Source organism: Paenibacillus sp. FSL M7-1455, assembly GCF_038004655.1.
GTDB lineage: Bacteria > Bacillota > Bacilli > Paenibacillales > Paenibacillaceae > Paenibacillus_AQ > Paenibacillus_AQ cookii.
The window spans coordinates 4,698,914-4,724,397 of the sequence record NZ_JBBORO010000001.1 but is presented as its reverse complement, the minus strand read 5'-3'; the positions used below and the strand labels follow the sequence as shown (position 1 = coordinate 4,724,397).

22 protein-coding genes are annotated in these 25,484 nt (G+C 54.0%); 15 read left to right on the top strand and 7 right to left on the bottom strand.

Going from position 1 to position 25,484, the window contains the following annotated elements; translation table 11 throughout:
• Window positions 1-30 precede the first annotated feature (30 nt).
• A complete protein-coding gene (locus tag NYE48_RS21775) occupies window positions 31-972 on the bottom strand; it encodes a DMT family transporter (RefSeq protein WP_036713949.1) in 942 nt (313 codons plus the stop codon).
• A gap of 111 nt (window positions 973-1,083) precedes the next feature.
• Here NYE48_RS21775 and NYE48_RS21770 point away from each other — a divergent pair, with 111 nt between their 5' ends.
• The 11 genes from NYE48_RS21770 (at window position 1,084) to NYE48_RS21720 (ending at window position 12,641) form a co-directional block, all read left to right on the top strand.
• Window positions 1,084-1,995 carry an AraC family transcriptional regulator gene (locus tag NYE48_RS21770; RefSeq protein WP_340999942.1) on the top strand — a complete coding sequence of 304 codons (912 nt, stop codon included), beginning with the start codon at window positions 1,084-1,086 and terminating at the stop codon, window positions 1,993-1,995.
• Between the two features lie 233 nt (window positions 1,996-2,228).
• Window positions 2,229-2,354, top strand: coding sequence for a hypothetical protein (locus NYE48_RS21765; RefSeq protein ID WP_340999941.1), 126 nt, complete (start codon window positions 2,229-2,231; stop codon window positions 2,352-2,354).
• Window positions 2,355-2,603: 249 nt separating this feature from the next.
• Window positions 2,604-3,626, top strand: coding sequence for an NAD-dependent epimerase/dehydratase family protein (locus tag NYE48_RS21760; RefSeq protein ID WP_373316205.1), 1,023 nt, complete (start codon window positions 2,604-2,606; stop codon window positions 3,624-3,626).
• A gap of 1 nt (window position 3,627) precedes the next feature.
• On the top strand, window positions 3,628-4,716 hold the full coding sequence (locus NYE48_RS21755; RefSeq protein ID WP_212948301.1) for a dihydrodipicolinate synthase family protein: 1,089 nt from the start codon (window positions 3,628-3,630) through the stop codon (window positions 4,714-4,716).
• A 378-nt stretch (window positions 4,717-5,094) separates the two neighbouring features.
• Window positions 5,095-6,426, top strand: a complete 1,332-nt coding sequence (locus NYE48_RS21750) for an arsenic transporter (protein WP_340999939.1) — start codon at window positions 5,095-5,097, stop codon at window positions 6,424-6,426.
• Window positions 6,427-6,793: 367 nt separating this feature from the next.
• Window positions 6,794-8,914 (top strand): CAP and S-layer homology domain-containing protein, encoded by a 2,121-nt coding sequence (locus NYE48_RS21745; protein WP_340999938.1) that lies wholly within the window; start codon window positions 6,794-6,796, stop codon window positions 8,912-8,914.
• A 140-nt stretch (window positions 8,915-9,054) separates the two neighbouring features.
• Window positions 9,055-10,020 (top strand): ABC transporter ATP-binding protein, encoded by a 966-nt coding sequence (locus NYE48_RS21740; protein ID WP_340999937.1) that lies wholly within the window; start codon window positions 9,055-9,057, stop codon window positions 10,018-10,020.
• Window positions 10,013-10,762 (top strand): ABC transporter permease, encoded by a 750-nt coding sequence (locus tag NYE48_RS21735; protein WP_340999936.1) that lies wholly within the window; start codon window positions 10,013-10,015, stop codon window positions 10,760-10,762. Before NYE48_RS21740 ends, NYE48_RS21735 begins: the two co-directional genes overlap by 8 nt.
• A gap of 43 nt (window positions 10,763-10,805) precedes the next feature.
• Window positions 10,806-11,222, top strand: a complete 417-nt coding sequence (locus tag NYE48_RS21730) for a GntR family transcriptional regulator (RefSeq protein ID WP_212948293.1) — start codon at window positions 10,806-10,808, stop codon at window positions 11,220-11,222.
• On the top strand, window positions 11,200-11,898 hold the full coding sequence (locus NYE48_RS21725) for an ABC transporter ATP-binding protein (RefSeq protein WP_212948291.1): 699 nt from the start codon (window positions 11,200-11,202) through the stop codon (window positions 11,896-11,898). The genes NYE48_RS21730 and NYE48_RS21725 overlap by 23 nt, the downstream gene beginning before the upstream one ends.
• A complete protein-coding gene (locus NYE48_RS21720; protein ID WP_036713931.1) occupies window positions 11,895-12,641 on the top strand; it encodes a hypothetical protein in 747 nt (248 codons plus the stop codon). Before NYE48_RS21725 ends, NYE48_RS21720 begins: the two co-directional genes overlap by 4 nt.
• Before the next feature lie 84 nt (window positions 12,642-12,725).
• On the opposite strand, the gene NYE48_RS21715 is transcribed toward NYE48_RS21720, so the two are convergent.
• The gene (locus tag NYE48_RS21715) at window positions 12,726-13,274 is read right to left on the bottom strand and encodes a hypothetical protein (RefSeq protein ID WP_340999935.1); all 549 of its coding nucleotides are present in this window, start codon (window positions 13,272-13,274) and stop codon (window positions 12,726-12,728) included.
• A 250-nt stretch (window positions 13,275-13,524) separates the two neighbouring features.
• Here NYE48_RS21715 and NYE48_RS21710 point away from each other — a divergent pair, with 250 nt between their 5' ends.
• Window positions 13,525-14,385: a MurR/RpiR family transcriptional regulator gene (locus tag NYE48_RS21710; protein ID WP_052147294.1), complete on the top strand. Its 861-nt coding sequence runs from the start codon at window positions 13,525-13,527 to the stop codon at window positions 14,383-14,385.
• Window positions 14,386-14,551: 166 nt separating this feature from the next.
• On the opposite strand, the gene NYE48_RS21705 is transcribed toward NYE48_RS21710, so the two are convergent.
• The gene (locus NYE48_RS21705) at window positions 14,552-16,177 is read right to left on the bottom strand and encodes a DUF4091 domain-containing protein (RefSeq protein ID WP_340999934.1); all 1,626 of its coding nucleotides are present in this window, start codon (window positions 16,175-16,177) and stop codon (window positions 14,552-14,554) included.
• A 48-nt stretch (window positions 16,178-16,225) separates the two neighbouring features.
• Window positions 16,226-17,611, bottom strand: coding sequence for an ABC transporter substrate-binding protein (locus NYE48_RS21700; RefSeq protein ID WP_212948271.1), 1,386 nt, complete (start codon window positions 17,609-17,611; stop codon window positions 16,226-16,228).
• Window positions 17,612-17,977: 366 nt separating this feature from the next.
• Here NYE48_RS21700 and NYE48_RS21695 point away from each other — a divergent pair, with 366 nt between their 5' ends.
• The 3 genes from NYE48_RS21695 to NYE48_RS21685 all read left to right on the top strand — a co-directional run bounded on the left by NYE48_RS21695 (window position 17,978) and on the right by NYE48_RS21685 (window position 22,509).
• Entirely contained in the window at window positions 17,978-18,493 is a 516-nt protein-coding gene (locus tag NYE48_RS21695) for a mismatch-specific DNA-glycosylase (protein WP_340999933.1), read from the top strand.
• A gap of 198 nt (window positions 18,494-18,691) precedes the next feature.
• Window positions 18,692-19,915 (top strand): RNA polymerase sigma factor, encoded by a 1,224-nt coding sequence (locus tag NYE48_RS21690; protein ID WP_340999932.1) that lies wholly within the window; start codon window positions 18,692-18,694, stop codon window positions 19,913-19,915.
• Between the two features lie 101 nt (window positions 19,916-20,016).
• Window positions 20,017-22,509 (top strand): WG repeat-containing protein, encoded by a 2,493-nt coding sequence (locus NYE48_RS21685; RefSeq protein WP_340999931.1) that lies wholly within the window; start codon window positions 20,017-20,019, stop codon window positions 22,507-22,509.
• 149 nt (window positions 22,510-22,658) lie between these two features.
• Here the strand turns inward: NYE48_RS21685 and qoxD are convergent, their stop codons facing one another.
• Genes qoxD through qoxB form a run of 3 tightly spaced genes read right to left on the bottom strand, consistent with a single transcriptional unit; the run spans window position 22,659 to window position 25,481 of the window.
• Complete coding sequence (gene qoxD, locus NYE48_RS21680) at window positions 22,659-22,940, bottom strand: cytochrome aa3 quinol oxidase subunit IV (protein ID WP_212948263.1); 282 nt, start codon at window positions 22,938-22,940, stop codon at window positions 22,659-22,661.
• A gap of 1 nt (window position 22,941) precedes the next feature.
• On the bottom strand, window positions 22,942-23,538 hold the full coding sequence (gene qoxC, locus NYE48_RS21675) for a cytochrome aa3 quinol oxidase subunit III (RefSeq protein WP_036713917.1): 597 nt from the start codon (window positions 23,536-23,538) through the stop codon (window positions 22,942-22,944).
• On the bottom strand, window positions 23,535-25,481 hold the full coding sequence (qoxB, locus tag NYE48_RS21670) for a cytochrome aa3 quinol oxidase subunit I (RefSeq protein ID WP_212948261.1): 1,947 nt from the start codon (window positions 25,479-25,481) through the stop codon (window positions 23,535-23,537). Before qoxB ends, qoxC begins: the two co-directional genes overlap by 4 nt.
• Between the last annotated feature and the right edge of the window lie 3 nt (window positions 25,482-25,484).

The window sequence follows — 25,484 nt, the reverse complement described above, 5'->3', positions numbered from 1 at the left end:
ATCCGGAGGGATTCGTTCGCGGTCAACTGGCTAGCGCTTCTGCCGAGCTCTTTTCGTTTGGTTCGTTGAAGGCGGCTTTTTATCCCATGCCAAAACCAACATCAGTCCGATGATGCATGCCGCCCCCAACCATTGGAAACGTCCAAAGGGCTCTTTCAGCCAAAACACCGTCGTTAAAACCGCGGCCAGCGGTTCCAAACTGCCTAGCAGGCTTGTTTCCTTGGGCGAAAGACTTTGCAGGCTTTCGATATAAAACCAAAAGGCGATCATGGTGCCGAACAGGATCACGAATACCAGGCATGCATAGGTTTCCGGCGTAAAGCTGTTCAAATCGATCTGCCAAGGGGGATGGATCACGCTTAGTCCCAAACCGCCGATGACCATCGCCCAGCCGACGATGACGAGGGAATCGTATTGCTTCAAAAGGGGACCGGCGTACAAGGTATAAAAAGCCAGCGCCGCTCCCGACAAAACACCCCAAAAGACGGCAGCGGCCGGCACGGATAATCGGGAAACGGAGCCGTCGGTCAACAAGAAGAAACAGCCGGCTAAAGCGAGGAGGACGGTCAGCAAATCCTTTCGCGTGAAATCCGTTTGTTTTCGCAGAATTAAATAGATGATAATCATGACCGGCGCTAAATACTGCAACAGCGTAGCGACCGCAGCATTGCCGTATTTAATCGATGCCATGTACGTATATTGAACCGCAAGCATGCCCAGCAATCCGAAGGCAACGAGCTGGAGGGCCGTCTTTTTATTTTTCCATACGACAAATAGTTGCGAGCGGTCTTTCGCCAACCATTGAACGGCCAAAAGCAGCACGCCGGCGATGAGCAAACGCGTCGTTACAAGCCAATCGATATCGACCGCCGTTTGTTGGAAGAGTTTTTGGGAAACGGTGCCGCTGATCCCCCAAAATACCGCTCCCGTGGTCACGAGAAACAATCCTTTTTTTCCTGATGATTTGTCCATGAACGGGATTCTCCACCTTAAATATAATGATAGTGATATAATAGGTGGAAAATCTGTTTAAATATATCGATATTGAATGAAAAAATATAAATATATTGAGGTTGTGGTCGTTTGCAGATCAAAAATTTCAAGATTGGCCAAAACTTAAAGGAACTCACCGAGCATCGGACGGTCGTATTGCCGGTTGCCTGTTACGAAACGACGATCCATCAAAATATACACGGATATATTCCGCTTCATTGGCACGATGAACTTCAATTTGTCAGGATGGTCCAAGGGGAAGCAAGCTTTCAAATCAATGAAGAGAAATTGGTCGTTCGACAAGGCGACGGGCTCTTTATCAATAGCGGCTGCCTGCACATGGCGGAGGAGCTGAATGAATCGGGCTGCGTTTATATCTGTTTGAACGTGTCCCCCGATTTCGTCGTATCGCCAGAGCTTTACGCCACGTATGTAGTCCCTTATATTCAAGCGACCAATTTGCCCTACTTATATATTGATTCCAAGACGTCTTGGGGAAAAAACATTTTGGATGCCGTATGGAACATTCATCAGTGGCTTCAACAAAAGCCGCCTTACTTTGAAATCGATATGACGCTAAATCTGGCGCTCATTTGGAAAAACCTTGTCATGAACGGCTTTCAACTCGAGCACGACCCGATGGAAGCGGCAAAGAATCGGCGGATGAAGGAAATGTTAAGCTGGATCGATACGCATTACGCCGAAAAAGTCACATTGGATGAGATCGCAAGAGCTGGCCGATTGAGCCGTTCGGAATGCTGCCGGTATTTCAAACGAATGTTGAATACGACTCCGCTGAATTACGTGATCGATTACAGGATTCAAAAAAGCTTAGTCTTGCTGCAGCAAACGGAATCCAACGTAACGGAAGTCGCCTATAAGGTCGGATTTAACAGCACGAGTTATTTTATCGAAAGATTCAGGAAGTTGAAGAAGGTCACCCCGTTAGCCTACAAAAAATTAAAAATGGATGGTGGGAGCATCCCGGCGAACAAGGGATAAACGTCATCAGAACTTTCTGATTTCATATTGACATCCCAAAAATTGGGTGTGTATAATCGATACATCAGAAATACATCAATAGAAAACGAGGTAACGTGACTTTTCTGTATTTGTCGATCAGACGGGAATCAGGAGGCCGATCATGAAAGCGGCCAAAAGCTCGAACGGGGAAGCGGTGTTTGCGGAGCTGCCGGAACCCGGCGCACAACCGCAGCACGTCAAGGTCCGCATCGATGATTCTCTATGATGCGGTGCTGATCGATGCGAGCATTCGCAGCGAAAGCTTGATCAATCAAGGCATCCGTTTCCTGCGGAAACGTGGAAGCGTTATCATCCACGGCGACACCGGCTGCGAATAAGGCCGCGACATGTTGCTCAGCAAGAAAGCGGGCGTGCACCTCTCCCGCGCGGGCGGCCTTGGACGGTAAGATCCGGATTACGAGCCTGGGCGCGGAGCGGCCAAAGCAGGGGAAACGGCTGCGAATAAGGCGAGGAAAACGAGGCAATCCGGCATGCGCTGCGCCGTCTGCTCTTGCGATGACGGGTTCAGGCACGGCCCGAATCCGAGAACGAAACGGAAACCGACGATGAAAGGAAGGTGGGCAAGAATGAGCATCCATTCGATCGAAGAATTGGAAAACAAGCTGGCGGAACCGTCGGACGAATTGATCGCCGATCTAAGCAAGGTCGACGGAGACATCATGCTGCTTGGGGTGGGCGGAAAAATGGGGCCCAGCATGGCGAGGCTGGCGGTGAACGCCATCCGCAAAGGCGGGCTCAACAAAAAGGTGATCGGCGTATCCCGTTTTTCCAGCGGCGATTTGAAGCGGCAGCTCGAGGACATGGGCGTCCGGACCATCTCTGCCGACTTGCTGAACGAGGAGGAGCTTAAGGCGCTGCCTGACGTCAAAAACGTCATTTTTATGGCGGGCAACAAATTCGGGACGACCGGCAACGAGCATTTTACCTGGGCGATGAATGCGTATTTGCCCGGCCGGGTCGCCGAGAAATTCAAACATTCCCGTTTCGTCGTCTTTTCGACCGGCAATGTGTACCCGTTTACGCCGGTGGGCGGGGGAGGCGCGACCGAGGAAACCGCCCCTAACCCCAACGGGGAATACGGGCAGTCCTGCCTCGGACGCGAGCGCGTATTCGAGCATTTTTCCAGAACATATGGCATCCCGATGTTCATTTACCGTTTGAATTATGCGATCGATTTAAGGTACGGGGTTTTGCTTGAGCTCGCCAAATCGGTCAAGGAAGGCCGGTCGATCGATTTGACCATGGGGCACGCCAACGTCATCTGGCAGGGGGATGCCAATGAAATCGCGTTAAGGGCGTTAAACGTATGCAGCTCGCCTCCGGTAACGATGAACGTGACCGGGCCGGAGACGCTGTCGCTGCGCTGGGTCGGCGAGGAGTTCGGGCGCAGGCTCGGCGTCAAGCCGGTGTTCGCGGGGCAAGAGGCGCCGACGGCCTTGCTAAGCAACGCCTCGAAGGCGATGCAAACGTTCGGCTATCCAAAAGTGTCGGTGCTGCAGATGATCGACTGGATCGCGGACTGGGTGCGTCAGGACGGGGCGACCTGGAACAAGCCGACGCACTTTCAGGAGCGGGAGGGAAAATATTGATATGAACACGACGCCACAACGTTTGAACCCGGAGCTGGCCGCGGCGCTGCATGACGGGCTGGCCATTCCGGCGCATCCCCTCGCCCTCGACGGGCGCCGCCGGCTCGATGAAAGGCGCCAACGCGCCTTAACCCGGTACTATATCGCTGCCGGGGCGGGCGGGATCGCCGTCGCCGTGCACTCCACGCAGTTCGAGATCCGGGACAAGGACGTCGGCTTGCTGGAACCCGTGCTGCGCCTGGCCGCCGAAGAGGCGGCAAACGCCAACCTGAGCCGCCCGTTCATGAAAATCGCCGGCATTTGCGGGCCGGCGGAGCAGGCGGTGGCGGAAGCGGAGCTGGCCTCGCGGCTGGGGTACGATGCAGGGCTTCTGAGCATGGGAGGACTGGGGGAGCTGACCGAGGAACAGCTGCTGGACCGGACGCGGCGCGTGGCCGACGTTTTGCCGGTGTTCGGCTTTTATCTGCAGCCTTCCGTGGGCGGGAGAACGCTCAGCTTCGATTTTTGGCGGGCTTTCGCGGAAATCGACGGGGTTATCGCGATCAAAATGGCGCCGTTTAACCGCTACCAATCCCTCGACGTGGTGCGGGCGGTCATGGAGTCGGATCGCCGGGACGAAATCGCCTTATACACGGGCAACGACGATAACATCGTGATCGACCTGCTGACGAAATTCCGCTTTGAGGTCGGCGGCCGAGTCGTCGAGAAGCGCATCGCAGGTGGACTCCTGGGGCATTGGGCCGTTTGGACGCGGCAGGCGGTAACCATGCTGGAAGAGATCAAGAAGGTGCGCGAGGCGGAGCTTGTTCCGGCCGAATGGCTGACGCGCGCCGCCGAGGTGACGGACAGCAACGCCGCCTTTTTCGATCCGGCCCATCAATTCCGCGGCTGCATTCCGGGCATCCATGAAGTGCTGCGGCGGCAGGGGCTGCTGGAGGGGCGATGGTGCCTGAACCCGCAGGAGGAATTGTCGCCGGGGCAAATGGAAGAAATCGACCGCGTATACCGCCAGTATCCGCATTTGAATGACGACGCGTTCGTCAAGGCCCGGTTGGACGGATGGCTGGGACCGGCAAACATCCATTCATGATCGGCGAAACGAAAGGCTTCAGCCAAACGGCTGAGGTCTTTTTTTGCGTGAAACGTTTGTTGGGGTCATCTGCTCCCATTCTCGCAAATACGCTTGGAAAATAGTAATTTTTCAGGGCAATCCGCCCGGATCGGCCTATGCCATCCCGGGCCGAATGCCGATGATTGACATTAGTAGATTTTGAGAGAACCGTGGCGTTGGCCATGTCGAAGCTCGTTTACTTCACGTATACATACAGTATCACCAGTGACATCCATTTGACGAAACCTAAGGAGGGGGGCGGATGGAGTTTTAATAGAAAACGAGATTCCAGATTTCGAAGCAAAGGAGAGTTGTGCACTGGAAATAATATTTTTAAGTTAGAGATGAGGGTTTAACATGCATGATTTCATGGTGTTGATTACGGTCTGTTCCTTCCTGTTCACCATCGGTTTTATCTTTTGGCGTCCCCAAGTCAACGAAGCGATTCCGGCAACGATCGGCGCGGCCTTGGTTCTGATCAGCGGCAGCGTCACGCTGGCCGACCTGGGGAACATCACGGAAACGATCAGCGGCGCGGCGGTTACGATCATGGCGACCATCGTCATGGCCATCGTTCTGGAAAGCTTCGGTTTTTTCCATTGGGCGACGGAGCTGCTCACCAGGCAGGCCAAAGGCTCCGGAATCCGGCTGTTTTGGCTGACGAACCTGTTCTGTTTTTTGATGACGCTGTTCGTGAACAATGACGGCAGCATTTTGATCACGACGCCGATCCTGCTGATGATGCTGAAAAACATGGGGCTCAAAAACCATCAAAAAATACCCTACCTAATCTCGGGCGCCCTTATAGCCACCGCTTCCAGCGCTCCGATCGGCGTCAGCAACATCGTCAACCTGATCGCCCTCAAAATCGTGAACATGGATTTGTACATGCATACGGCCATGGTGTTCGTCCCCGCAACGCTCGGCCTCCTCCTGCTCACCGTCATCCTGTTTCTCATCTTTTACCGGACCCTGCCGAAAAGGATTCCTTCCCAACCGAAATGGATCTTAAAACCCGGACAGCATCCGCTGCAGCAGCCGCTTCAGCAGGAAGACCGCACCAAATTCATGAGAAATATTTTGATTTTCGTTTTCTGCGTCCGCATCAGTTTGTTCGTCGCTTCCTTCGTTCATTTCCCGGTATCCTTGATGGCCGTTATCGGTTCGGCGTTTCTGCTCGCCTGGCGCTGGTACCGCCTTAAAATCCCCCCTACCGACATGCTGAAAAAAACGCCGTGGTACATTCTAGTCTTCGCCTTTAGCATGTACGTCATCATCTACGGCTTGAACAATATCGGTCTGACGGATTGGCTGATCCGGTTGCTGCAGCCGCTCGTGTCGGGAAGCCTGCTGTACGCCAGCGTGCTGATGGGCGGCCTGCTCAGCGTTTTATCCAACATATTCAACAATCACCCGGCATTGATGGTCGGGACGATCACTTTGACGAATATGGGGCTTGACCCGCTCACGTTAAAAATATCATACTTGGCCAGCGTCATCGGAAGCGATATCGGTTCCCTGCTACTGCCGATCGGCACGCTCGCAACCTTGATGTGGCTGCATATCGTGCGCAAAGGCGGCGTTAAGATCGGTTGGGGCCAATACCTGAAGGTGACAGCCATTGCTATCCCCGTCACCGTGCTGTTTACGCTCATCGTCCTTTCGTATTGGGTCAGCTGGATTTTTTGATCATATCAGAGAGTATAAACGACAGAGCCGTTGCACCCTGATATTGCAAGAAAAACTTCATCCAAAAGCGGTCTGTCTTCTGTGAAGGTGCGTCGGTAATGAACATCACTGAAAAACGAGACGAAAAAGGACCTACGTTTTCGGGCAGGTCCATAATAGAGATGATGGATATAGCATAATCTATGCCGGTACGGCCGAAAAGGAATAGGCAAATTTCCGTATCAGGCACGGGACCATCCGTGACGAATCGAAAAAAAACGGGACTTCAGGCGCTATAGGGCCGGAAGTCCCGTTTTGGTTTGGAAGGAAAATGATGGATTTTGTCGAATATAGAGAACATCCGAAGGAAAGGAAGGAAGATTATTCGATGAATATGAAAAAAAGCGGGCAGTCGTCCTTACGGGACGTTGGAGTGCCGAAGAGAAACGCACAACAGGGAACGCGCGCAGGAAACGGAGGGCTCCGCAAATGGGCGATCATGCCGCTCGTTGCCGCGGGGCTGCTGCTGGGAACGGGGGCGATAGCGACGCCGGCGTTTGCCGCGCAGGCGCTTTCGGCAGGGACGGACCAAGATCAAAGCGAGGCGCTCTCCCATTTGAACGGCGTCCGGGCGAAGGCCGGACTGCAGCCGTTGCAGCTGAGCGGCGTGATATCCAAGGCGGCAAGCCTTCATGCGGCGTATTACAACGCCAATCACGGGAAGAAAACCGAGGGCGCCCATAACGAAACCAAAGGGATGCCCGGGTATACGGGAGCAACCGTAACGGACCGGTTGAAAGCCGCCGGCTGGACGTTTGGTTCGAAGGGGTATTCCACCGGGGAGGTCATGCATTACAAGCAGGCGAGCAGCAAGGATTCGATCGACGGCTGGCTGGACACCGCCTATCACCGCAAAATCATTCTCAGCCCGAAATACAGGGAAGTCGGCTTCGGTTTGGCGGACGGAACGGCCGTGGCCGACTTTGCCGGTTTTTCGGAGCCTGGTCCGATCCAAGGAGGCATCTCGGTGTATCCCTATGACGGCATGACGAACGTCGGGGTCGGTTTTGACGGTCTTGAATCTCCGAACCCGTTGAGCCAATTTAACGTGGATCATTCCGGTTACATCATTTCGGCTACGACGGAACGGGATATGGTTTGGCATGAAGCGCAAATCGCGGACGAAAGCGGCGCGGCGGTGCCGTATTATGAGGAGCTTTACGGCGGGGATACGCTGTTTCTGTATCCCAAACAGATTCTGAAAGGCAATCATACATACAAAATATCGCTTTCCTATCAGATGAAAGGAACGTCCGGGAAGCTGCAAAAGACATGGTCTTTTACCACCGGAAAAGGACATCAATTGGTCTCCGTCCAATCCCGATATTCCGAGCTTGTTCTCAATGAAGGCGGGGAACTGCCGATCGAAGCCGAGGGGATGTATGACGACGGGGTGACGGAACCGCTCCAAACCGGAGTCGGCTACGCCAGCAGCGAGCCCAAAGGGCTGGCCGTCTCGCCGGGGGGCATGTTAAAAGGCGTTAAACCCGGCGATTATACGGTAACGATGACATCGGGGAGCGTTCAAAACCGGATCAAGGTCAAAGTGCTGCCGAAGCTCAAGCTAAAGGAATATCCGGGAACGAATCCCGCCGCGATAACGGATATCGCCGGGCACGCGGGCCGATCCGCGATCGAATGGGCCCTTCGGTCGGGAGTGATGACCGCATCGGACCGCAATCAGTTTCGGCCCGATGCGGCGGTAACGGAGGCCGAATTTTGGACGGCGCTGCTTCGGATGTACCGAGTCGATGATGAGGCTTATGCGCCTGCAAAAAAAACGCATTGGGCGGACGGAGCTTATAAAGCCGCGGCCGATCGGAACATTCCGCTTGCCGGAATCGCTAATAAAACCGCAAGGGACCGGGCGATTACACGTCAAAAAGCGGCCGAAATCATTGCTGCGGCGGATGGGGTGAACTACCCGGAAAGCCAAGCGGTCTGGTACGTCCTTGCGCTCGACTATGTAAAGGGCGTCACGGAGCGCTCGCTGGAAGGCTTCAAGGGAAGCGAGGAACTTACGCGGGGGGAAGCCGCGGAGCTGCTGCAGTATTTGCGGCCGAAGCTGAAAGAGCTTCGCGGCAGACCGGCGGCCGTAACGCCGTCAACCGCGCTGCCGCCGCTGCCGAAACGGGAAGTGTACCGGAAGCCGGATCGGTTGGAGGACTACATGTTCGTCGCGGATTTCCGTGCCGACCGTACGCTTGCTCTTGACGGAAAGTTTGCGGGCCACGCGGGGGAAACGTTGAAAATCATGGTGCAGACCGGGGGAGAGCGGCCGCAGCAGATCGAGGACCTTCACGTTACGCTCGACAAGGACGGCGTTTTCCACCTGGCTGGCGCGGTACCCTATAACGAGGATGCCTTGAACTTGTACCTGGTTACGCCCGAGGCTTATTATTGGATCGATGTCGCTGCCGGAAGCTTGAACGTGAGCCAATATAAATAATGACGGCATGTTGGAAAAGCCGCTCCTTGAAACAAAGGGGCGGCTTTTCCGTATTTTTTGCCGGATTCAATTCGGGCTTTACATCACCGTTGTTCTAGTGTACTATCTAACTATAACACTAATACAAAGGAGATGTGAACGTGACGCAATCTCAAAACATACATGAAGAAACCGCCGTGCTTTCGTTAAGGGGCGTGTCCAAAAAAATCGGAGGGAAAACAATCGTCGATCAGCTTTCATTCGACGTGCGCGAAGGGGAGATCGTCGGGCTGCTCGGGCCCAATGGCGCCGGAAAAACGACCACCATCCGGATGATTGCCGGACTGATCCAAATGACCGAGGGCGACGTGTTCGTCCGCGGCAGCAGCATCCGGCACGAATGGAAGAAGGCGATCCGACATATCGGGGCCATTATCGAGAACCCGGAATTTTATCCTTACATGACGGGTTACGACAATCTGAAGCAATATCAGCGGATGAACGAATGGATCAGCAACGAACGGATCGACGAGGTGGTCCGGCTGGTGGGACTCGAACAGGCGATGAAAAAGAAAGTGAAAGCTTACTCGCTCGGCATGCGCCAGCGTCTCGGCATTGCGCAAGCGCTGCTGCACGAGCCGTCGGTGCTTATCTTGGATGAGCCGACCAACGGTCTCGATCCGGCAGGCATCCGCGAAATGCGCGATTACCTTAAAACGATTGCCCGCGAGGAAGGCATTTCGATCCTGGTATCCAGCCATTTGCTGCTGGAAATGGAGCAGCTGTGCAGCCGCGTCGTCGTCATACAGGACGGCAAGCTCGTGACGGTTCGCGCCATCGGCGAAAGCGGAGCATCCGCGGCGGAAGAGAAAAACTTCGTGCGCGTCATGTTCCGGGTCGGACGTTTCGATGAAGCGAAGCAAGTGCTGGGAAGCCAGGAGCATGCCGAAATTTTGCAGGTCGCGGAGGAGCAAAGCGAACTGCTCGTGGCGCTTCGATACAAGGATATTCCGGAGACGGTTACCGCGCTGGGCGCCGCCGGGGTTCCGATTTATCAGATCACGGAGCTGAAGCAGTCGCTGGAAGACGAATTTTTGAAATGGACGGGAGGAAACCGCATTGCTTAGTTTTAACAGGCTTGTCTTAAACGAATGGCTGAAAATGTCCAAAAAACGCAGCTTTTTTATTCCTTACGCGATCATCGCCGTTGCGCTCGTAGCGCTGTCCTGGGCCTTTAAACGCTGGGGAGGGGATATGATCGGTTCCGCCTCCGAATTTACGGCCATGATGTCATCGACGAGCTTCTTCGGTCAATTTACCGCCATGCTGGCTGTCATCTTTACCGCCGGGATGGTTGCAAGCGAGCACAGCCTGGGAACGATCAAGTTCCTGATGATCCGCGGGCAAAGCCGGGGGAAAGTGCTTGCTTCGAAATATGCAGCGGCATTGCTCTTTACGCTATCGCTATTCGTATGGCTGATGGCGGTCGGATTCGCTTCCGGCGCGGCGTTTTTCGGAATGGAAGCTGGTGCCGGCGCTTGGCGGGATCTGTGGATCGCGGGCGGCAGCTCTTTTGTGTACAGCATCGTTTACGTGACGCTGGGCTTCATGATGGGCGTGCTCACCCGTTCAACGGGCGCGGCGATGGGCGTCGGCATGGCGGCGGTCGTGTTCAGCAGCTTAACGATTCCAAAAAGCTTTTACAAATACGTGCTGTTCCCGAACGCCGATCTGTCGGTGTACAGCCACGGAGGGCAGCCGCCGATCGAAGGGATGACGCTTCCTTTTTCCATTGCGGTACTGGCGGTATATATGGTCTTGTTTCTTGGCGCCAGCTTTGTTACGTTTAAGAAACGTGATATAGCCTGATGCGGCGAAGGAGCTAAGCTGACGGCGAAAGGAGTCTGTCCACTTGAGCATCGAATTCGACAACAATTTGCCGATCTATCTTCAAATCATGAACCATATCAAAAGACAGATCGTATCCGGCCTGCTCCAGCCCGGCGACAAAATCCCGTCGGTAAGGGAGCTGGCGGCGGATTTGCAAATCAACCCCAACACGATTCAGCGGACGTTTCAGGAACTCGAACGCGAGGAGGTCGTTGAGACGAAACGGGGTCTGGGAAGATATGTGACAAGCGAGGAATCCAAAATTATGGCGATCAAAAAAGAAATGGCCGGAGAACTGCTTCACCAATTCATCCATGGCATGCAGGAGCTGGGGTTCAAAAATCAGGACATCGTGACGATCGTTAAAGAGGCCGTGGCGGCTGAAAGCGGCAAGGACCGGAAGGAGGGGCATCCGGATGGACGCACTTCTGAAGGTTAACGGCGTGTCGAAAAAATACGGAAAAAAACAGGTGCTGGACGGCGTCAGCTTCGATATCGGGCCGGGCCGGCTGATCGGCCTGCTCGGCTCGAACGGCAGCGGCAAAAGCACGCTGATGCAAATTATTGCGGGGCTGACCCCGGCCTCGGCCGGCGACATTTCTGTGATGGGCCGACCGACCGGCAGAGAGACGAAAAGCCTCATTTCCTACATGCCCGACCGCCCGATGACGGAAAGCTGGATGAAGGTGAGGGATGCCATCGCCTTCTACAACGATTTTTATGCGGATTTCGATATGGAAAAAGCCCGCGAGATGCTCGATTTCATGAAACTGGACGAGAAAAGCGGCGTCAGCATCCTCTCCAAAGGGATGAATGAACGGCTGCAGCTGACGCTGGCCCTCTCCCGGAACGTCAGCCTGTATTTGCTCGATGAGCCGATCGGCGGCGTCGATCCGGTGGCCCGCGGCAAAATTTTGGATGCGATCGTCCGTTTTTACCGCGAAGACAGCAGCCTGATCATCTCCACCCATCTGGTAGGGGACATGGAACGGATTTTCGATGAAGTGATGTTTTTGCGGGACGGCCGCATCGTGCTGCATGAGGAAGTGGAAAACATCCGCATGAAGCATGGAAGGAGCGTGGACGACATGTTCAAAGAGGTGTTCGGCGAATGATGAAGCTGCTTAAATACGACCTGAGACGGAACGCGAATTTGCTGCTGGCCGTTTGCGCCGTGCTGATTTTATGCGAACTAGGAATGATCTTGTCTCCCGCGATGCTGGAAGTCAAAATGGTCGTCATCCTTATTGCCAACTTTACGGCCGCCGTTATTTTCATGATCAACAACCTGAGGGTGTTCGACTACAACATCAAATCGGTGAGCCGCAGGCTATTGCCGGTAAACACCCTCTCCTACGTTTGGGCGTCCCTCGTCTACGCCATCTTGAACACGCTCGCAGTCCTGGTGGTTGCTGCCGGGGCGGGAATGTATTTTCTAGGCCGCTTCGATACGTCTTTTTGGGGAGATGCGCTTCATCTTCCCGTATACGTGTGGATCGGATTGGTGCTGGAGGCCGTGATTACGACCGTTTACGGATTTTTGTTTTTTTACGTCGTGATTGCGCTGGCCCGCAGCATCACGAAAAAAGGCGCGTTTTGGGTCGGCCTGCTGCTGTTCCTGGTCCTGTCGGCCGTCATGGACTGGCTGGAAAACCTGCTGTTCGGCCAGGATTCCACTCAGGCGTTCAATCTGGTGACTTTCCATTATGAAAACGGGACCGGCACGATTACGCATGATTCGCTGACCGCCATGGCCGGCTGGAACTGGCTAGGATCGTTCGTTTTCGAGCTGCTGCTTAGCATCGCGTTTCTGTTTGTCATCAAGTGGTGCGTGGAAAAGCGCATCGAAGCAAGATAACCCCATATCGTCAGAGCCTGCCGCGGACGTATTCGCGCGGGCTTTATTTTTTTATGAAAAAATACCGGCTGTGGGCTTCTGCGCTCATTCGCCGTGATTCTGAAAATAGACGTCGATCATGATCAGCGCATCAGCTTGCCCGTTGGAATCGAACATCGTTGAAAACACTACCGTGTCCTTGGTTTTTTCATCCGTTACGGAGGGGTATTCGTCAAGGAACTCCCCTTTGTTAAAATCGTAAATATAATTCAGGTTTGCGCCCGACGGATCGGGGATGTCGTTTTCGCCGTAGAGGCTTCTGATTTGTTCGAGCCGCATGCCGATTTCGGCGCCGCGGGTCGTTTGGTATTGGCCCTGGGTCTTTTCCTCCAGCGTGATCATGGCGACGGAGTCGTTCCTATAGAACACGAGGATGCCCGGTTCGTATTCCCATCGGCCTTTTCCGGCGTCTTTGCCTTTCCCCAGCACCTTTTCGGCATCCGCCCGTTTCATGCCGAAATGCACTTTTTCGCCGCTGGCGGTTTTGACGATGCCCATGTCTTCTTGGGCGAACTTCTCGTCTTCTTTTTCAGTGCCTCCACCGCATCCGCTTAACGCAAAAATCAACAACAGAATCCAACCAAGGCTTTTCAAACTATCCACCACCCGAGCTTTTTTCTAGATTTTACTATATTTAGTTCGATTCGCAACTTGTTTTTTTGGGATGAGGAAAGGGTCCGTTTCAGGGCTGGGGATACGCGCCTCCGCTTGCCAACCGCGTTTGCGACCGGGTACAATAAGATTGACTTAGAGGCGGAATTCACCTTTATATGCACAATAGATGAACATATTCCGGGCGAGCCGTTTTGGAAACGTTGACATGGTACGGGAAGGGGAGGAAAACATGCCGGGCGCACAGGAAATGGGGAAAACGCTGCTGAGCATCCGCAGCCACTTGAACGGCCTGACGAAAACCGAGCAGAAGGTCGCGCATTATATTTTGGAAAACGCCCAGGATTTGATTTACGATTCGGTGACGGAGCTGGCGGAGAAGGCGGAAGTAGGCGAGACGACGGTGCTGCGTTTTTGCCGGAAAATGAAATTCCAGGGCTTTCAGGACTTCAAGCTGTCTTTGGCCCAGGACTTGGTGAAGCCGACCGATCATATTCATGAGGAAATCGCCGAGGATGACGACCCGCTGACGCTGAGCCAAAAGATAATCGGCACGCATCTGCGGACGCTGGAGCAGACGAGGGAGCTTGTCAGCGAGGAGCAGCTGACCCAAGCGATCGACGCGCTGGCGGAAGCCGCGAACGTTCATTTTTTCGGCGTCGGTTCGTCGGGATTGACTGCGGCCCAGGGAGCGCACAGCTTTGCCCGAATCGGCAAAAACAGCATGGCGAGCAGCGACACCCATTTTCAGGCGATGCAGGCTTCCCTGATGAACAAAGGCGACGTCGCCGTTGGCTTGTCCATTTCGGGCAGCACCAAGGACACGATCGACAACCTGAACATCGCCAAAAAGGCGGGTGCCCGCATCATTGCCGTCACAAGCAACGCCCGTTCGCCGATCACGAAAATCGCGGATATCGTCCTGATCGTGGTGGGCAGGGAAAATCCGCTGCAGGGCAGCTCGCTCGCGGCCAAAATGTCGCAGCTTGCGATCATCGACATCCTGAACGTCGCCGTATCGTTAAGAATGAAAGACCAAGCGATCAAATACAGGGAAATTACCGCCAAGGCAACTTCGGACAAGCTGTATTGACTTGCAGGTTTGTCGGGGCTGTTGTCGGCCCCAGGGTTCTCCGGCGTTCAGACAGGCATGAAATAACAAGGCTGTTCCTTCGTAGCTCAAGACTACGGACGGAACAGCCGTTTTTGGTTTGGTCCGCCTTTCGAGGCGCGCAAATCATGACGGGAAATCGATTTGCCTAAGGCGCATACGCCGATACCGCTTCCAGCAGCCGCCGGTAAGCCCGGTCAAAAGCGGCGGGGTCCGTGTCGACTTCCGTAAAACTTTTCATGCAGGAGGCAAGGATGTCTTCGGCAAGCTCGGGGTCATGATCCCGAAGAGTCCGCAGCAGCTCGTAATCCTCCACGCCGGCGCGCATGGCTTCCAGCCTCATGCTGAGAAGCGGGCCGTTGGGACCGGGATACACGATGTGGGTATCTCCGGCAGGTACGCGCCGATCGTGGACGTCGGGGGCAAGCAGCGGATTCGTCAGCTCGAACGGATCTTGGTTTTGGAAATAATAATTGAATCCCCAATGCAAATATCCGTCCAGCCCGTACTTCGCGTTGCCCCAATGAAGGTAACGCGTCTTCAAAAGCGGAATGTCGAGGAAGCGGTTCAAATAAACGCCGCCCGGATTCCAACACGTATAAAACCACAGCGCATCCCCGCAGCTCCGGTAGCGCTCGTAATCTTCCCGGCGGAGCTCGTATTCCTTATTGGTAGGAACCCAGACATCCACGGCTCCGGCAACGCCCGTATCGATGACGGCGTCGATGAGCGGCACCCCGGGCAGCCATTTGCGCACGATCCCCGACAGGATGCGATAGTCCGCGGCCGAAGGCGCGATCGGCTCATCCGCAACGTGTTGAACGAGCAGCGAAAGCCACCCTTTCTTTTCAAGCCAGTCCCGCCATGCGCTCAAATATTGCGACAGAAAGGCGTACCCTTCTCTTGAGGTGGCTTGGATGCCCGGAACTGCATTCAAAACGAAGGTCGGATCTTCCCAATTCACACGTCCGGCCACGTGTCCGCCTTCGATATGGGTAAATCCAAGCTTGAGGAACAGCGTGATCAGCCGTTCCGCTTTTGAGAAGTCAAAGGCATAACGTCCATCGCCAAGGGCTGTGACGTCGATAAAAGAGCCGTTCACCATGAAATGGGTCTGACGGCAGCGCCTCATCGCCAGCCCGTATTGTTCGAGCATCGACCAAAATGCTTCGGACCAGGGCTCAAGGCCATGCCGCTCGGCGATGTTGCGCGACGAAAACCAATTGGCGACGTGGAGCCGCCCTTGGGCAGGAATCACGGCCTTAAATACCTCGATGTGAACGGGGATGACACAGGTTTGACCATCGACCGTCAGGGTGACGTCCCCGCCGTAAATGCCCGGTGCAGCCTCTTCCGGAATGTGCCAGCATAGGTAGTAGGCTTCGGCGGCGTTCCTTGCGGCACACGGCTTCTCGACCGGAAGCAGCGCATCGTACACGCGGAACGGGGCTTGGCGCGTCACGTAAGGAGGAGCCGGCGTCCCGACGGGCACGGTAGATACGTCGATATCGGTATTTTCGTTCACTTGCACGTCCAGCAGCCGGTAGATCTTAAAGCCCGATGCAAGGGCGGAAAGGCTCCGCAGCCCTTTTCCGTTGTCATGAACCGCCCAGTTTAAAACCTTATGAACCGGCAAATCGTTCAAGAGAACCTGACAGCCTGCATAAGAGCCCCGGGCTCCCGCGATTCGAATCTGAAGCTCATGTTCGGAGGGATGCGTGACGGATTGATCGGGATACAGCCATTCGTTGGCGCTAAATACCTGGTATTTCAAGCAGGATTCACCTCTTTATGCTTGAGTTTGCTTAAGCCGAAAGCCGCATCATTCCTTTTGTTTTTTGGCTTCTTTGATCTTGATTTCGGATTCCTCTTTAAGCTGGCGCAAAAACGATGCAATGTCCATGTCCGATTGGGAAAACTTCAACATGGAGCCCCCGATGTCGACGTATGGGTCCCAGGTGCTGATTTTCGCCGGAGGCAAAGCAGGGGACGTCTCGTAAAAGGCGGCAACGTTTTTTCCTTGGAACACCTCCACGTTTTCGCCGAAGTGGCTGATTACGTCTTTATTATTGAACAACGGGGGTGCATCCCCGATTTTGGCGAGCTCCGTCTGATGCTCTGGGGACAGGTAAGCCGCCAGCACTTTGAAGGCCGCGTCCTTATGCTCGCTGTATTTGTTAATGACAAGCAGATTGCTTCCCGCCGGCGGAGCGGATTCTTCCCCGTCCCCCCATACCGGCAGCGGGGCCGCCTCCATGTTCGCGGCAACTTCGGGGTCGCCGACGCCCCAACGCAAATATTCGATCCAAGAGACGATCATGCCTACGTTTTTCTTTGGAAATTCATAATCCTTGCGGGCTTCCGGGTCTTCGTTCACAATGCCGGGAATGCCGTAAATCTTTTTCATCAGTTCAAAATACCGCGTCACGGCCGGCTCTTTGTCGATCAGCACTTCGCCCGTGTCCGGATCGGTCAAGTTTACCGCAAGCTGGGACAACGGAACGGTGACCTCGCCCGAGGCGAGCCCGGGTCCCATCTCCAATCCGCGGTATTGAACCCCGTCGCGTTCCGCGGTCATCTGCTTCGCAAGCTCGACCACCTCGTCCCAGGTCAAACGTTCCGTGGGATATTCGATGCCGAATTTGTCGAACACTTCTTTGTTGTACCAAATACCGTATGGACTGTATTGAATGGGGAATCCGAGAATCCGTCCTTGGCCCGTGCGATCCATCGCGCGAATGGAAGCGACGAGCGAAGGGTCCAGCGCCTTCAGGTCAAACTGGTGTTTTTGAATCAGGTCGTCCAGCGGCTCGATCATGTCCAGCTCGTATAAGGCATCGAGCCCCCAGTTTGCAAAAATGATGTCGGGAACGATTTTCTGGGCATTCAGCTCCTGGAGGGGATCCATCTGGGCCTGGGAATCGACCAGTTCGATCGTCACGTTCGGAAGCAGCTTTTCGATTCCGCGGTACCGCTGCTCGAAGGCATCGGCCCCCCAAGGATACAAAATTTTAATGGTGACCGGTTCATCGGTTGTTTCTTTGGGCGTTTCCGCAGGGCTTGGCGTTGCTTCGGCGCTGTCTTTTGCGGTTTCCGTGGGCGGAGGAGCGCTGCCGGTTGAGCTTGACGAGGAGCAGGCGGACAACGCCGTGGAGAAGAGGAGGAAAAAGGCGGCAAGTATCATTTGATAGCGCTTTCTTTGTTTCATAATCAGGTTACCCCTTTCTGATAAAATCAGAGAGTATAAACTGCAGAGCCATTGCTTCCTGATATTGCAGGAAAACCTTCATCTAAACGCGGTCTGTCTACTGAGAACGTACGTCGGTAGATGTTTTTCTTCATTCAATTCGCATGGCCCTGGACTTTGGCGATAACTTCATTATAGGGAGGGGGATGTTAATTTAGTGTTAAAGGTTCGGATGATCTGGTTGCAGGTCGCTGCTCCGGGGTATACCATGATCATAAGCCTAAGGCTTGCGGGGCGGGGGACCGGGCAACAGCCGAACGGCGGGAATAAACCGGTCCTCCGGTCGATGCCTTTCCGAATCCAACGTATCCAAAGGAGGTGAGCGCGATGCCGGAAATACCGGATCACCTGGACATGGGGTTGTCCATCCTGTTTATCGGCTTTAATCCGAGCCTGCGGTCCGGAGAGACCGGGCATCATTACGCCAATCCGCGCAACCATTTTTACCGAATATTGTACCGGGCGGGATTAACGCCGCGGCTTTACGAGGCCTCGGAGGACCGGGACCTGCTGAAAATGGGGTACGGCTTTACCAATATCGTTGCGAGACCGACGCGCGGAATCGATGACATCGATCGCAGCGAATATGCCGAGGGCAGAGAAATTCTCCGCGCGAAGCTCCGGAAGTATCACCCGAAGGTCGCTTGCTTTGTCGGCAAAGGCGTCTATACCGAATACAGCCAGAAAAGCAAAGTGGACTGGGGATTTCAACCGGACCCGGTCATCCCGGAAATCCACGAGTTCGTGGCTCCGTCGTCCAGCGGTCTTGTGCGGATGCCGATGGAGGAGATCGTGGGGATCTACCGCCGATTGGCGGAATATATCGCGGAGCACGGGGAGTAAGGGCGTGGCTTGCTCAAGGTTCAACGTACACGACAGACAGGACATGTAAAACGACAAGGACGCACACGCTTAATTAGCCGCGAACTGCGGCTTTTTTTCGTTTGCCGAACGTGTAATACATAATATTTTTTGTATGTACGTGGCTTTTTGGCTCCCTCTGGTGTCTAATTCATTGTAAATCAAGAGGAGGTTTTCACCATGTCAGGAGCTCATGACACAAAACCTGTTTATCCGGATGAACAGGCGATCACCACAAGCTTTGAAAGAGCGTATGAGCAGCATCGTCAACGAATCCGCCAATATTTCTCGCTGAAATTAAACCCACGGGTTGCGGAAGACATGACTCAACAGGTTTTTTTAAAGGCTGCCGAAAATATTCACAGCTTTAAAGGTACCTCTAATTTATTCACGTGGATTTTTAAGATTGCTCAGAATACAGTAAAAAACGAATATCGGAAGTTATCCCGAAAAAAAGAATCTCCTTTTGATTTTAAAGATTACGAATCACAGTCGATCTCTCTTGAATTTACGAAGTATGTTGATTTTCGGATTGATATCGGAGCGGCGCTAAAAAAATTAGATGAGGTAGACCAAGAAATTATTGCCCTGCGTTTTTTTGTGGACTGCACGTTGTCTGAAATCTCCAAGATCGTTGGGATGCGTGAGAGTGCAGTAAAGAACAGATTGTACAGGTCACTGGAACGACTAAAAAAAGAACTCAAAGAATGGGGAGATATTACCATCATGTCTATTCAAGATTTGATTTCAATTGTAGATAAGGGTGGCAACGAGGACTCGAGTAATCGTTTGAAGAAGGTACAACATGACTTGTTCGCCGAACTCAGCAATAATGTAGAACGTATCTCGACAAAATACAATCACCGTCCATCACGAAAAGTCGTTATTGAAATATACCCTGACCTGCCGACGTTTCATCAAGCTGTAGGAGAAGCCGATGCACCCAATTGGTTTATGGGCACATATGAAGGACATATTCTTAAGATCGTATCTCCGTTGAATCCAGGACCCGAACATACGTACCAATCCATCCTAAAAAGCACGGTCCATTTGTTCACCATGTGGCTAATCAATGACATTAATCCAATGGCTCCCAAATGGATCAGGCAGGGGATAGGCGGATTCGAAGCCAAACAGATGACTCAGGACTTTATAAAAGGTTCGACGGAAGATGCGATCCGCAATCTGGCGATCCCATCCTTTGATGAATTAAATAACGATACCTGGGATTTCGAAACGATGAAAGGATTCCAGTTCTCCTATATGTTCGTGGAATTTGTATGTGAACAATACGGAATTGATGCATTAAACAAAGTGATTCGTAATCCTCATGATTTTCATGGGATCTTCAAATGTTCCGAGCTGGAACTGCATAAGGAAATGGTTGAGTATATAAAGAAATAATACTTCTACGACAGTGTTTTTGGACGGGAGAACTCATATATGGCGGCTGGCCGCATACGATTAGGCGAAGGAGCTTGTTGAATAAGGGAGGTTATCCCAAGATGCCCGTACACGATCATCCGATCCAGATCGCCAGGCGGCATTTGCCGCAAGGCGCCGAACTGGCGAACATCGGCGGTCCCGCGCCCCGTCCGGCCGTTCTTGCCGCCGATATGACCGGAGACCGAATTCCCGAAATCACGGCGGTTTACCGTTTGCAAGGCGAACTATTTGTTATGGTGCTTGTTTACCGGGAAGGGCGCTACGAGGCTGCCGCCCGGATGAAGGGACCGGGATACGGCGTCACTTACATGGCTGCCGCGCCGGTCCTGCAGCCTGGAACGAACCATGTAGTCATCGGTTGGCAGATCGGTTCTATTTGGTCAAAGTTGTCCGTTTATGCCTGGTCGGGTGAAATCCTGACCGATGCCGCCCCGCCTGGCATGAGCTGCAGCTTCGTCCATGTCGAGGATATGCCCGGGACGAACGGACGGGACGGACAGGCCGAAATCGCCCTCTGGATTCATGATACGGGGGACGCATACCGGGTGGATGTGGTTCGGTGGAGCCGGGGCGCGTTTGTTCCCGCGCCGGATGCGTACCGGTACTATTTTCCGACCGTGGTACGGTATTACGAAGGGCTGACGCGGAAGCATCCGGATTATTCCTTTTACTGGTATTACCTGGCGGACGCCCAGTATCGGGCCGGGATGCCGGAACCCGCGCTGGCTTCGGTACGCCGGGCCCTTTCCTTTCCGGATCCCTATCCGTCCAAGGAAACGCTCCGCGAACTCGAGCGGAACATCGAGCAGGCGCTGCACGGAAGCGGACGCTTTCCGCGGCCTTCCGGGTTGTTTCCCGCTTCCCTGAAAACGACGCACGGAACGAAGTGGGGATATATCGATGCCGAAGATAAATTGGTGATTCCGGCCCAGTTCGACGATGCCCGGGATTTTCAACAGAACGGTCTTGCCGTTGCCGCGGCAGGAGGGAAATACGGGGTGATCGATTCGGCGGGGCGTTTTGTCGTTCAACCAAGGTACCAGTGGATCAATCCCTTTTCGGAGGGCCGGGCCGTCGCGAACGACGAACAAGGCTTCACGCTGATCAATCAAGAGGGCCGGGTGCTTACCCGCAAAACATATGCGTTTATTGCGGATATGCATGAAGGCCGGGCCGTCTTCAATGACCCGGCCGGCGGGAATGGAAGCAGCCGGTACGGCTATCTGGATCCGGAGGGCCATGAAGCCATTGCTGCGCAATTTGCGGAAGCCGGCGATTATTCCGGCGGCAAGGCCGTCGTCAAAATCCGAGAGAACGAATACGCCTTGATCGACCGGAACGGCCGCAGGCTGGCGACGTACCCTTATGCTTACGTCGGCCCGATTGGAGAGGGGCTGCTTGCATTCCAAAAGGTAGCCGGCGGGAAGTACGGGTACATCGACGAGAAGGGCAGCGTCGCGATCCCGGCCGCTTTCGCCTCGGCGTTCCCGTTCCATCAAGGCCGTGCCATCGTTAATACCGCCGAGGATTACCAATCCAGATTCGGCGTTATCGACCGGCAAGGGGAATGGGTGATCCGCCCGGAATACGACGATATCCGGGATTTGAACGAAGGGCGGTTTGCGCTCGGCCGTGCCGTCGATCCGCAGCAGCCCTACATCGGTTCGCTATATGCGATTGCGGACGAGAACGGCAGGAGGCTGACCGATTTTCTCTATCGCGACGTAACCAATTACGAAGGCGGATTGGCGTCGGCCTCCGACGGGCGATACACTTTTTTCATCGACTTGACCGGAAACCCGGCACCGGGATATCCTCGCGTCGGCGGCAGCGGAACCCTGGAGCGGGAAAACGAAGGGCTGATCAAGGCATTCGTCGACCAGCGGTTGTCCTATATCGACCGCAGCGGGCGGGTCATTTGGCGGCAAAACACCGTCATTCCGCTGCAGCCGCCCTACCTCGTGAAAGAAGAGAAATATAAGCCGAATCCGGATTACCTGGTTTATGATCCGGTCGTGGAAGGAATCAAAGACCCGGCGGCCCAGCGGTCGGTGAATGCCAGATTGAAGGAGCTGTCGCAGGTAAAGCCCGTTCCTGCGGATCAGACGCTGGACTACACCTATACGGGCGACTTTGAGGTTCTGTTTTATAAACAAAACCTGCTTGTGCTGGAGCTGGACGGATACCGGTATCCCCTTGGCGCGGCACATGGCATGCCGACAAAGGCATTTGCTTTGATCGATCTGGCGACGGGGCGGATGTTCCGTCTCAACGATTTGTTTAAGCCCGGCAGCGATTACGTAAAGCGGCTGAGCGACATCGTCGGCAGGCAAATTGAGGAGGACCCGCAATATGCTTACGTATTTCCCGGAAGTTATCAAGGAATTTCGCCGGATCAATCCTTTTACATGACGGAAGACGCCCTTCATCTTGTTTTCGATCCGTACGAAATCGCCCCGTATGCCGCAGGTTTCCCAACCTTTATGATCCCCTTTGCCCAAATCCGCGATTTGATCGATACGACAGGGGCGTTTTGGAAGGCGTTTCATTGACGGGACGGGGGCATCCATACCGGTGCAAGGCCGTTCCGGGGCGCTTGTGACCGGCAATACGGGGGAGGGGAAACGAACCGGCTTGTCCATCGTCAATAACGCAAAAAAAAGCTGTCCGCAAAGGACAGCTTTTTTCGATTTCAGGTGTATCAGTATCCCCAGATCATCGCAAAGAGCGTACCGAAAATCGTGGCAACGCCGACGAATACCGCATAAGCGATGTTGAGGTAGAGCGTCTTTTTCGAGGACGTTTCGCCGATGTGCATGAACAGAACCAGCTGCAGCGAAGCCTGAATCAATGCGCTGATGATCAGAATGACCATGGCGGCCGAAAACGTCAGATCCCAGTAAATCACGCCAAGTGCCACGAGTGAAAGGACCAGCGAAAAGATATATCCCATCACGTGACGTATCGGGAACAATCGTGCCATATTACATCAATCCTTTCAGGTAGACAAAGCTGAAGATAAAGATCCAGACGACGTCAAGGAAGTGCCAGTACAGCGAGAAGATGAACGATTTGTTCGCGGTCTCGTCCGTAAAGCCTTGGCGACCCACTTGAATCAGGATGCCTGCGCCCCACAGGATCCCCATGGTCACGTGAAGACCGTGGGTTCCGAGCAGGACGAACAAGCTGGACAGGAATGCGCTCGTTTGCAGCGTCGCGCCTTCATGCACGTAGTTGACGAATTCCGTAATCTCGATGCCGAGGAACCCGAGGCCCATCAGCAACGTGACGACGAAGAAAATCATCATCGGTTTTTTCAAGCCGAGGCGCATGGCATGAATGCCAAGGCCGCAGGTAAAGCTGCTTGTGAGCAGCAGGAACGTTTCCCAGATAACACCGCCGACCTCGAAAAGCTCTTTGCCGGTCGGGCCGTTGCCCGTACGGTTCCAAAGCGTGAAGTATACGGCGAACAACGTGGAAAACAAGACGATCTCTGCTCCAAGGAAGAGCCAGAAGCCGAAGATTTTGTTGCTGTTCTCCTCGGTTCTGTACTCCAGCGGAAGCGTGTCATTTATTTTCATACGGTATCACCCCGCAGTTTCTGTTCGGTAGCGGCGATTTCCTTCGGTGGAATATGATAGCCGTGATCGCGTTCGAAGGAACGCACCGCCAGCATGATGATCACGCCGACGCCTGCGATGATCGCAGGAATGAACCAGCTGAACACGAGGAAAAAGCCCAGGAAAAACATGATTACGCCGAGAATGAACGGTTGCCCGCTGTTGTTTGGCATATGAATCTCTTCGTAAGGTCCTTCTTCATAAAGCGGAACGTTATGCTTTTTGGCATGCCAGAAAGCATCTTCGGAGTGCACGACAGGCACTTTCGCAAAGTTGTAAACCGGAACCGGGCTTGGCGTGCTCCATTCCAGCGTACGTGCATCCCATGGATCCCCGCCCTCGTTGCGTGGGCTGTGGCGGAAGCTGTAGAAGAAGTTGTAACACAGGACCACGAAGCCGACCGCAAGAATGAGAGCGCCGATCGTCGCGATCATGTTCAGCGGACCGTAGCCGGTGCTGGCCGAATAGGTGTACATCCGGCGCGTCATGCCGTTAAGTCCAAGGAAGAACAGCGGCATGAAAGCCACGTTGAAGCCGACGATGATCAGCCAGAAGGCCGTTTTGGCCAGACGTTCGTTCAGGCGGAAGCCGAACATTTTAGGGAACCAGTAATGCATGCCGGCCAGTACCCCGAATACCGTACCCGGAATAAGCACATAGTGGAAGTGGGCCACCAGGAACATCGTATTGTGATACTGATAGTCGGCGCTTGCCATCGCAAGCATGACGCCGGTTACGCCGCCGATCGTAAAGATCGGGATAAAGCCCATCGCGTACAGCATCGGAGACGTGAACGAGATTTTGCCTTTGCGGAGCGTAAACAGCCAGTTGAAAATTTTGACCCCGGTCGGAACCGCGATCGCCATCGTCGTGATGGAGAAAAAGCCGTTGACCATGGCGCCTTGGCCCATCGTATAGAAATGGTGCGCCCATACGAGAAAGGACAGGACCGAGATGGCGACCATGCTGACAACCATCGATTTGTAGCCGTACAAATTCTTTTTCGAGAATGTGGAAATAATATCGCTGAAAATACCGAAAGCAGGCAAGATAACGATATATACTTCAGGGTGTCCCCAAACCCAGAACAAGTTGGCCCAGAGCATATCCATACCGCCGTTGGCCATCGTAAAGAACTGGCTTCCGAACACGCGGTCGAACATCATCAGGGCAAGCGCTACGGTGAGCACAGGGAAAGCAAACAAAATAATGACGTTCGTAATCAGTACCGACCAGGTGAACATCGGCATACGCATCAGTTTCATGCCTGGAGCACGCATCTTCAGGATCGTCACGATAAAGTTGACGCCCGTCATCAGCGTACCGATACCGGATATTTGCAGCGCGAGCGAGTAGTAGTTATTGCCTACCGTCGGGCTGAATTCAAGGCTTGCGAGCGGGAAGTACGCGGACCAGCCGGCATCCGGCGATCCCCCGATCACAAACGAAATGTTAAACAGCATCGCTCCCATAAAGAACATCCAGAAGCTGACGGCGTTAAGTCTAGGGAAAGCGACGTCGCGGGCCCCGATTTGCAGCGGAACGACCACGTTCATCATCCCGATGACAAACGGCATCGCCATGAACAAAATCATGATAACCCCGTGCGTCGTAAATATCTCATTGTAGTGCTGGGCGTCCAAAAATTTGGAGTCCGGCGTCGCGAGCTGCGCCCGCATCAACAGGGCGTCGACGCCGCCGCGGAACAGCATGATCAACGCCGACAAAATATACATAATGCCGATTTTTTTGTGGTCCACGGTGGTGAGCCACTCACGCCACAGATAGCCCCATTTTTTGAAATAGGTCAATCCGATCACGATGGCGAGCGATACGAGCACGATGCTGACATCGGCCGCGTAGATCATCGGCTCGCCGGTAACAAAAAATTCGTCCCATTTCATGCA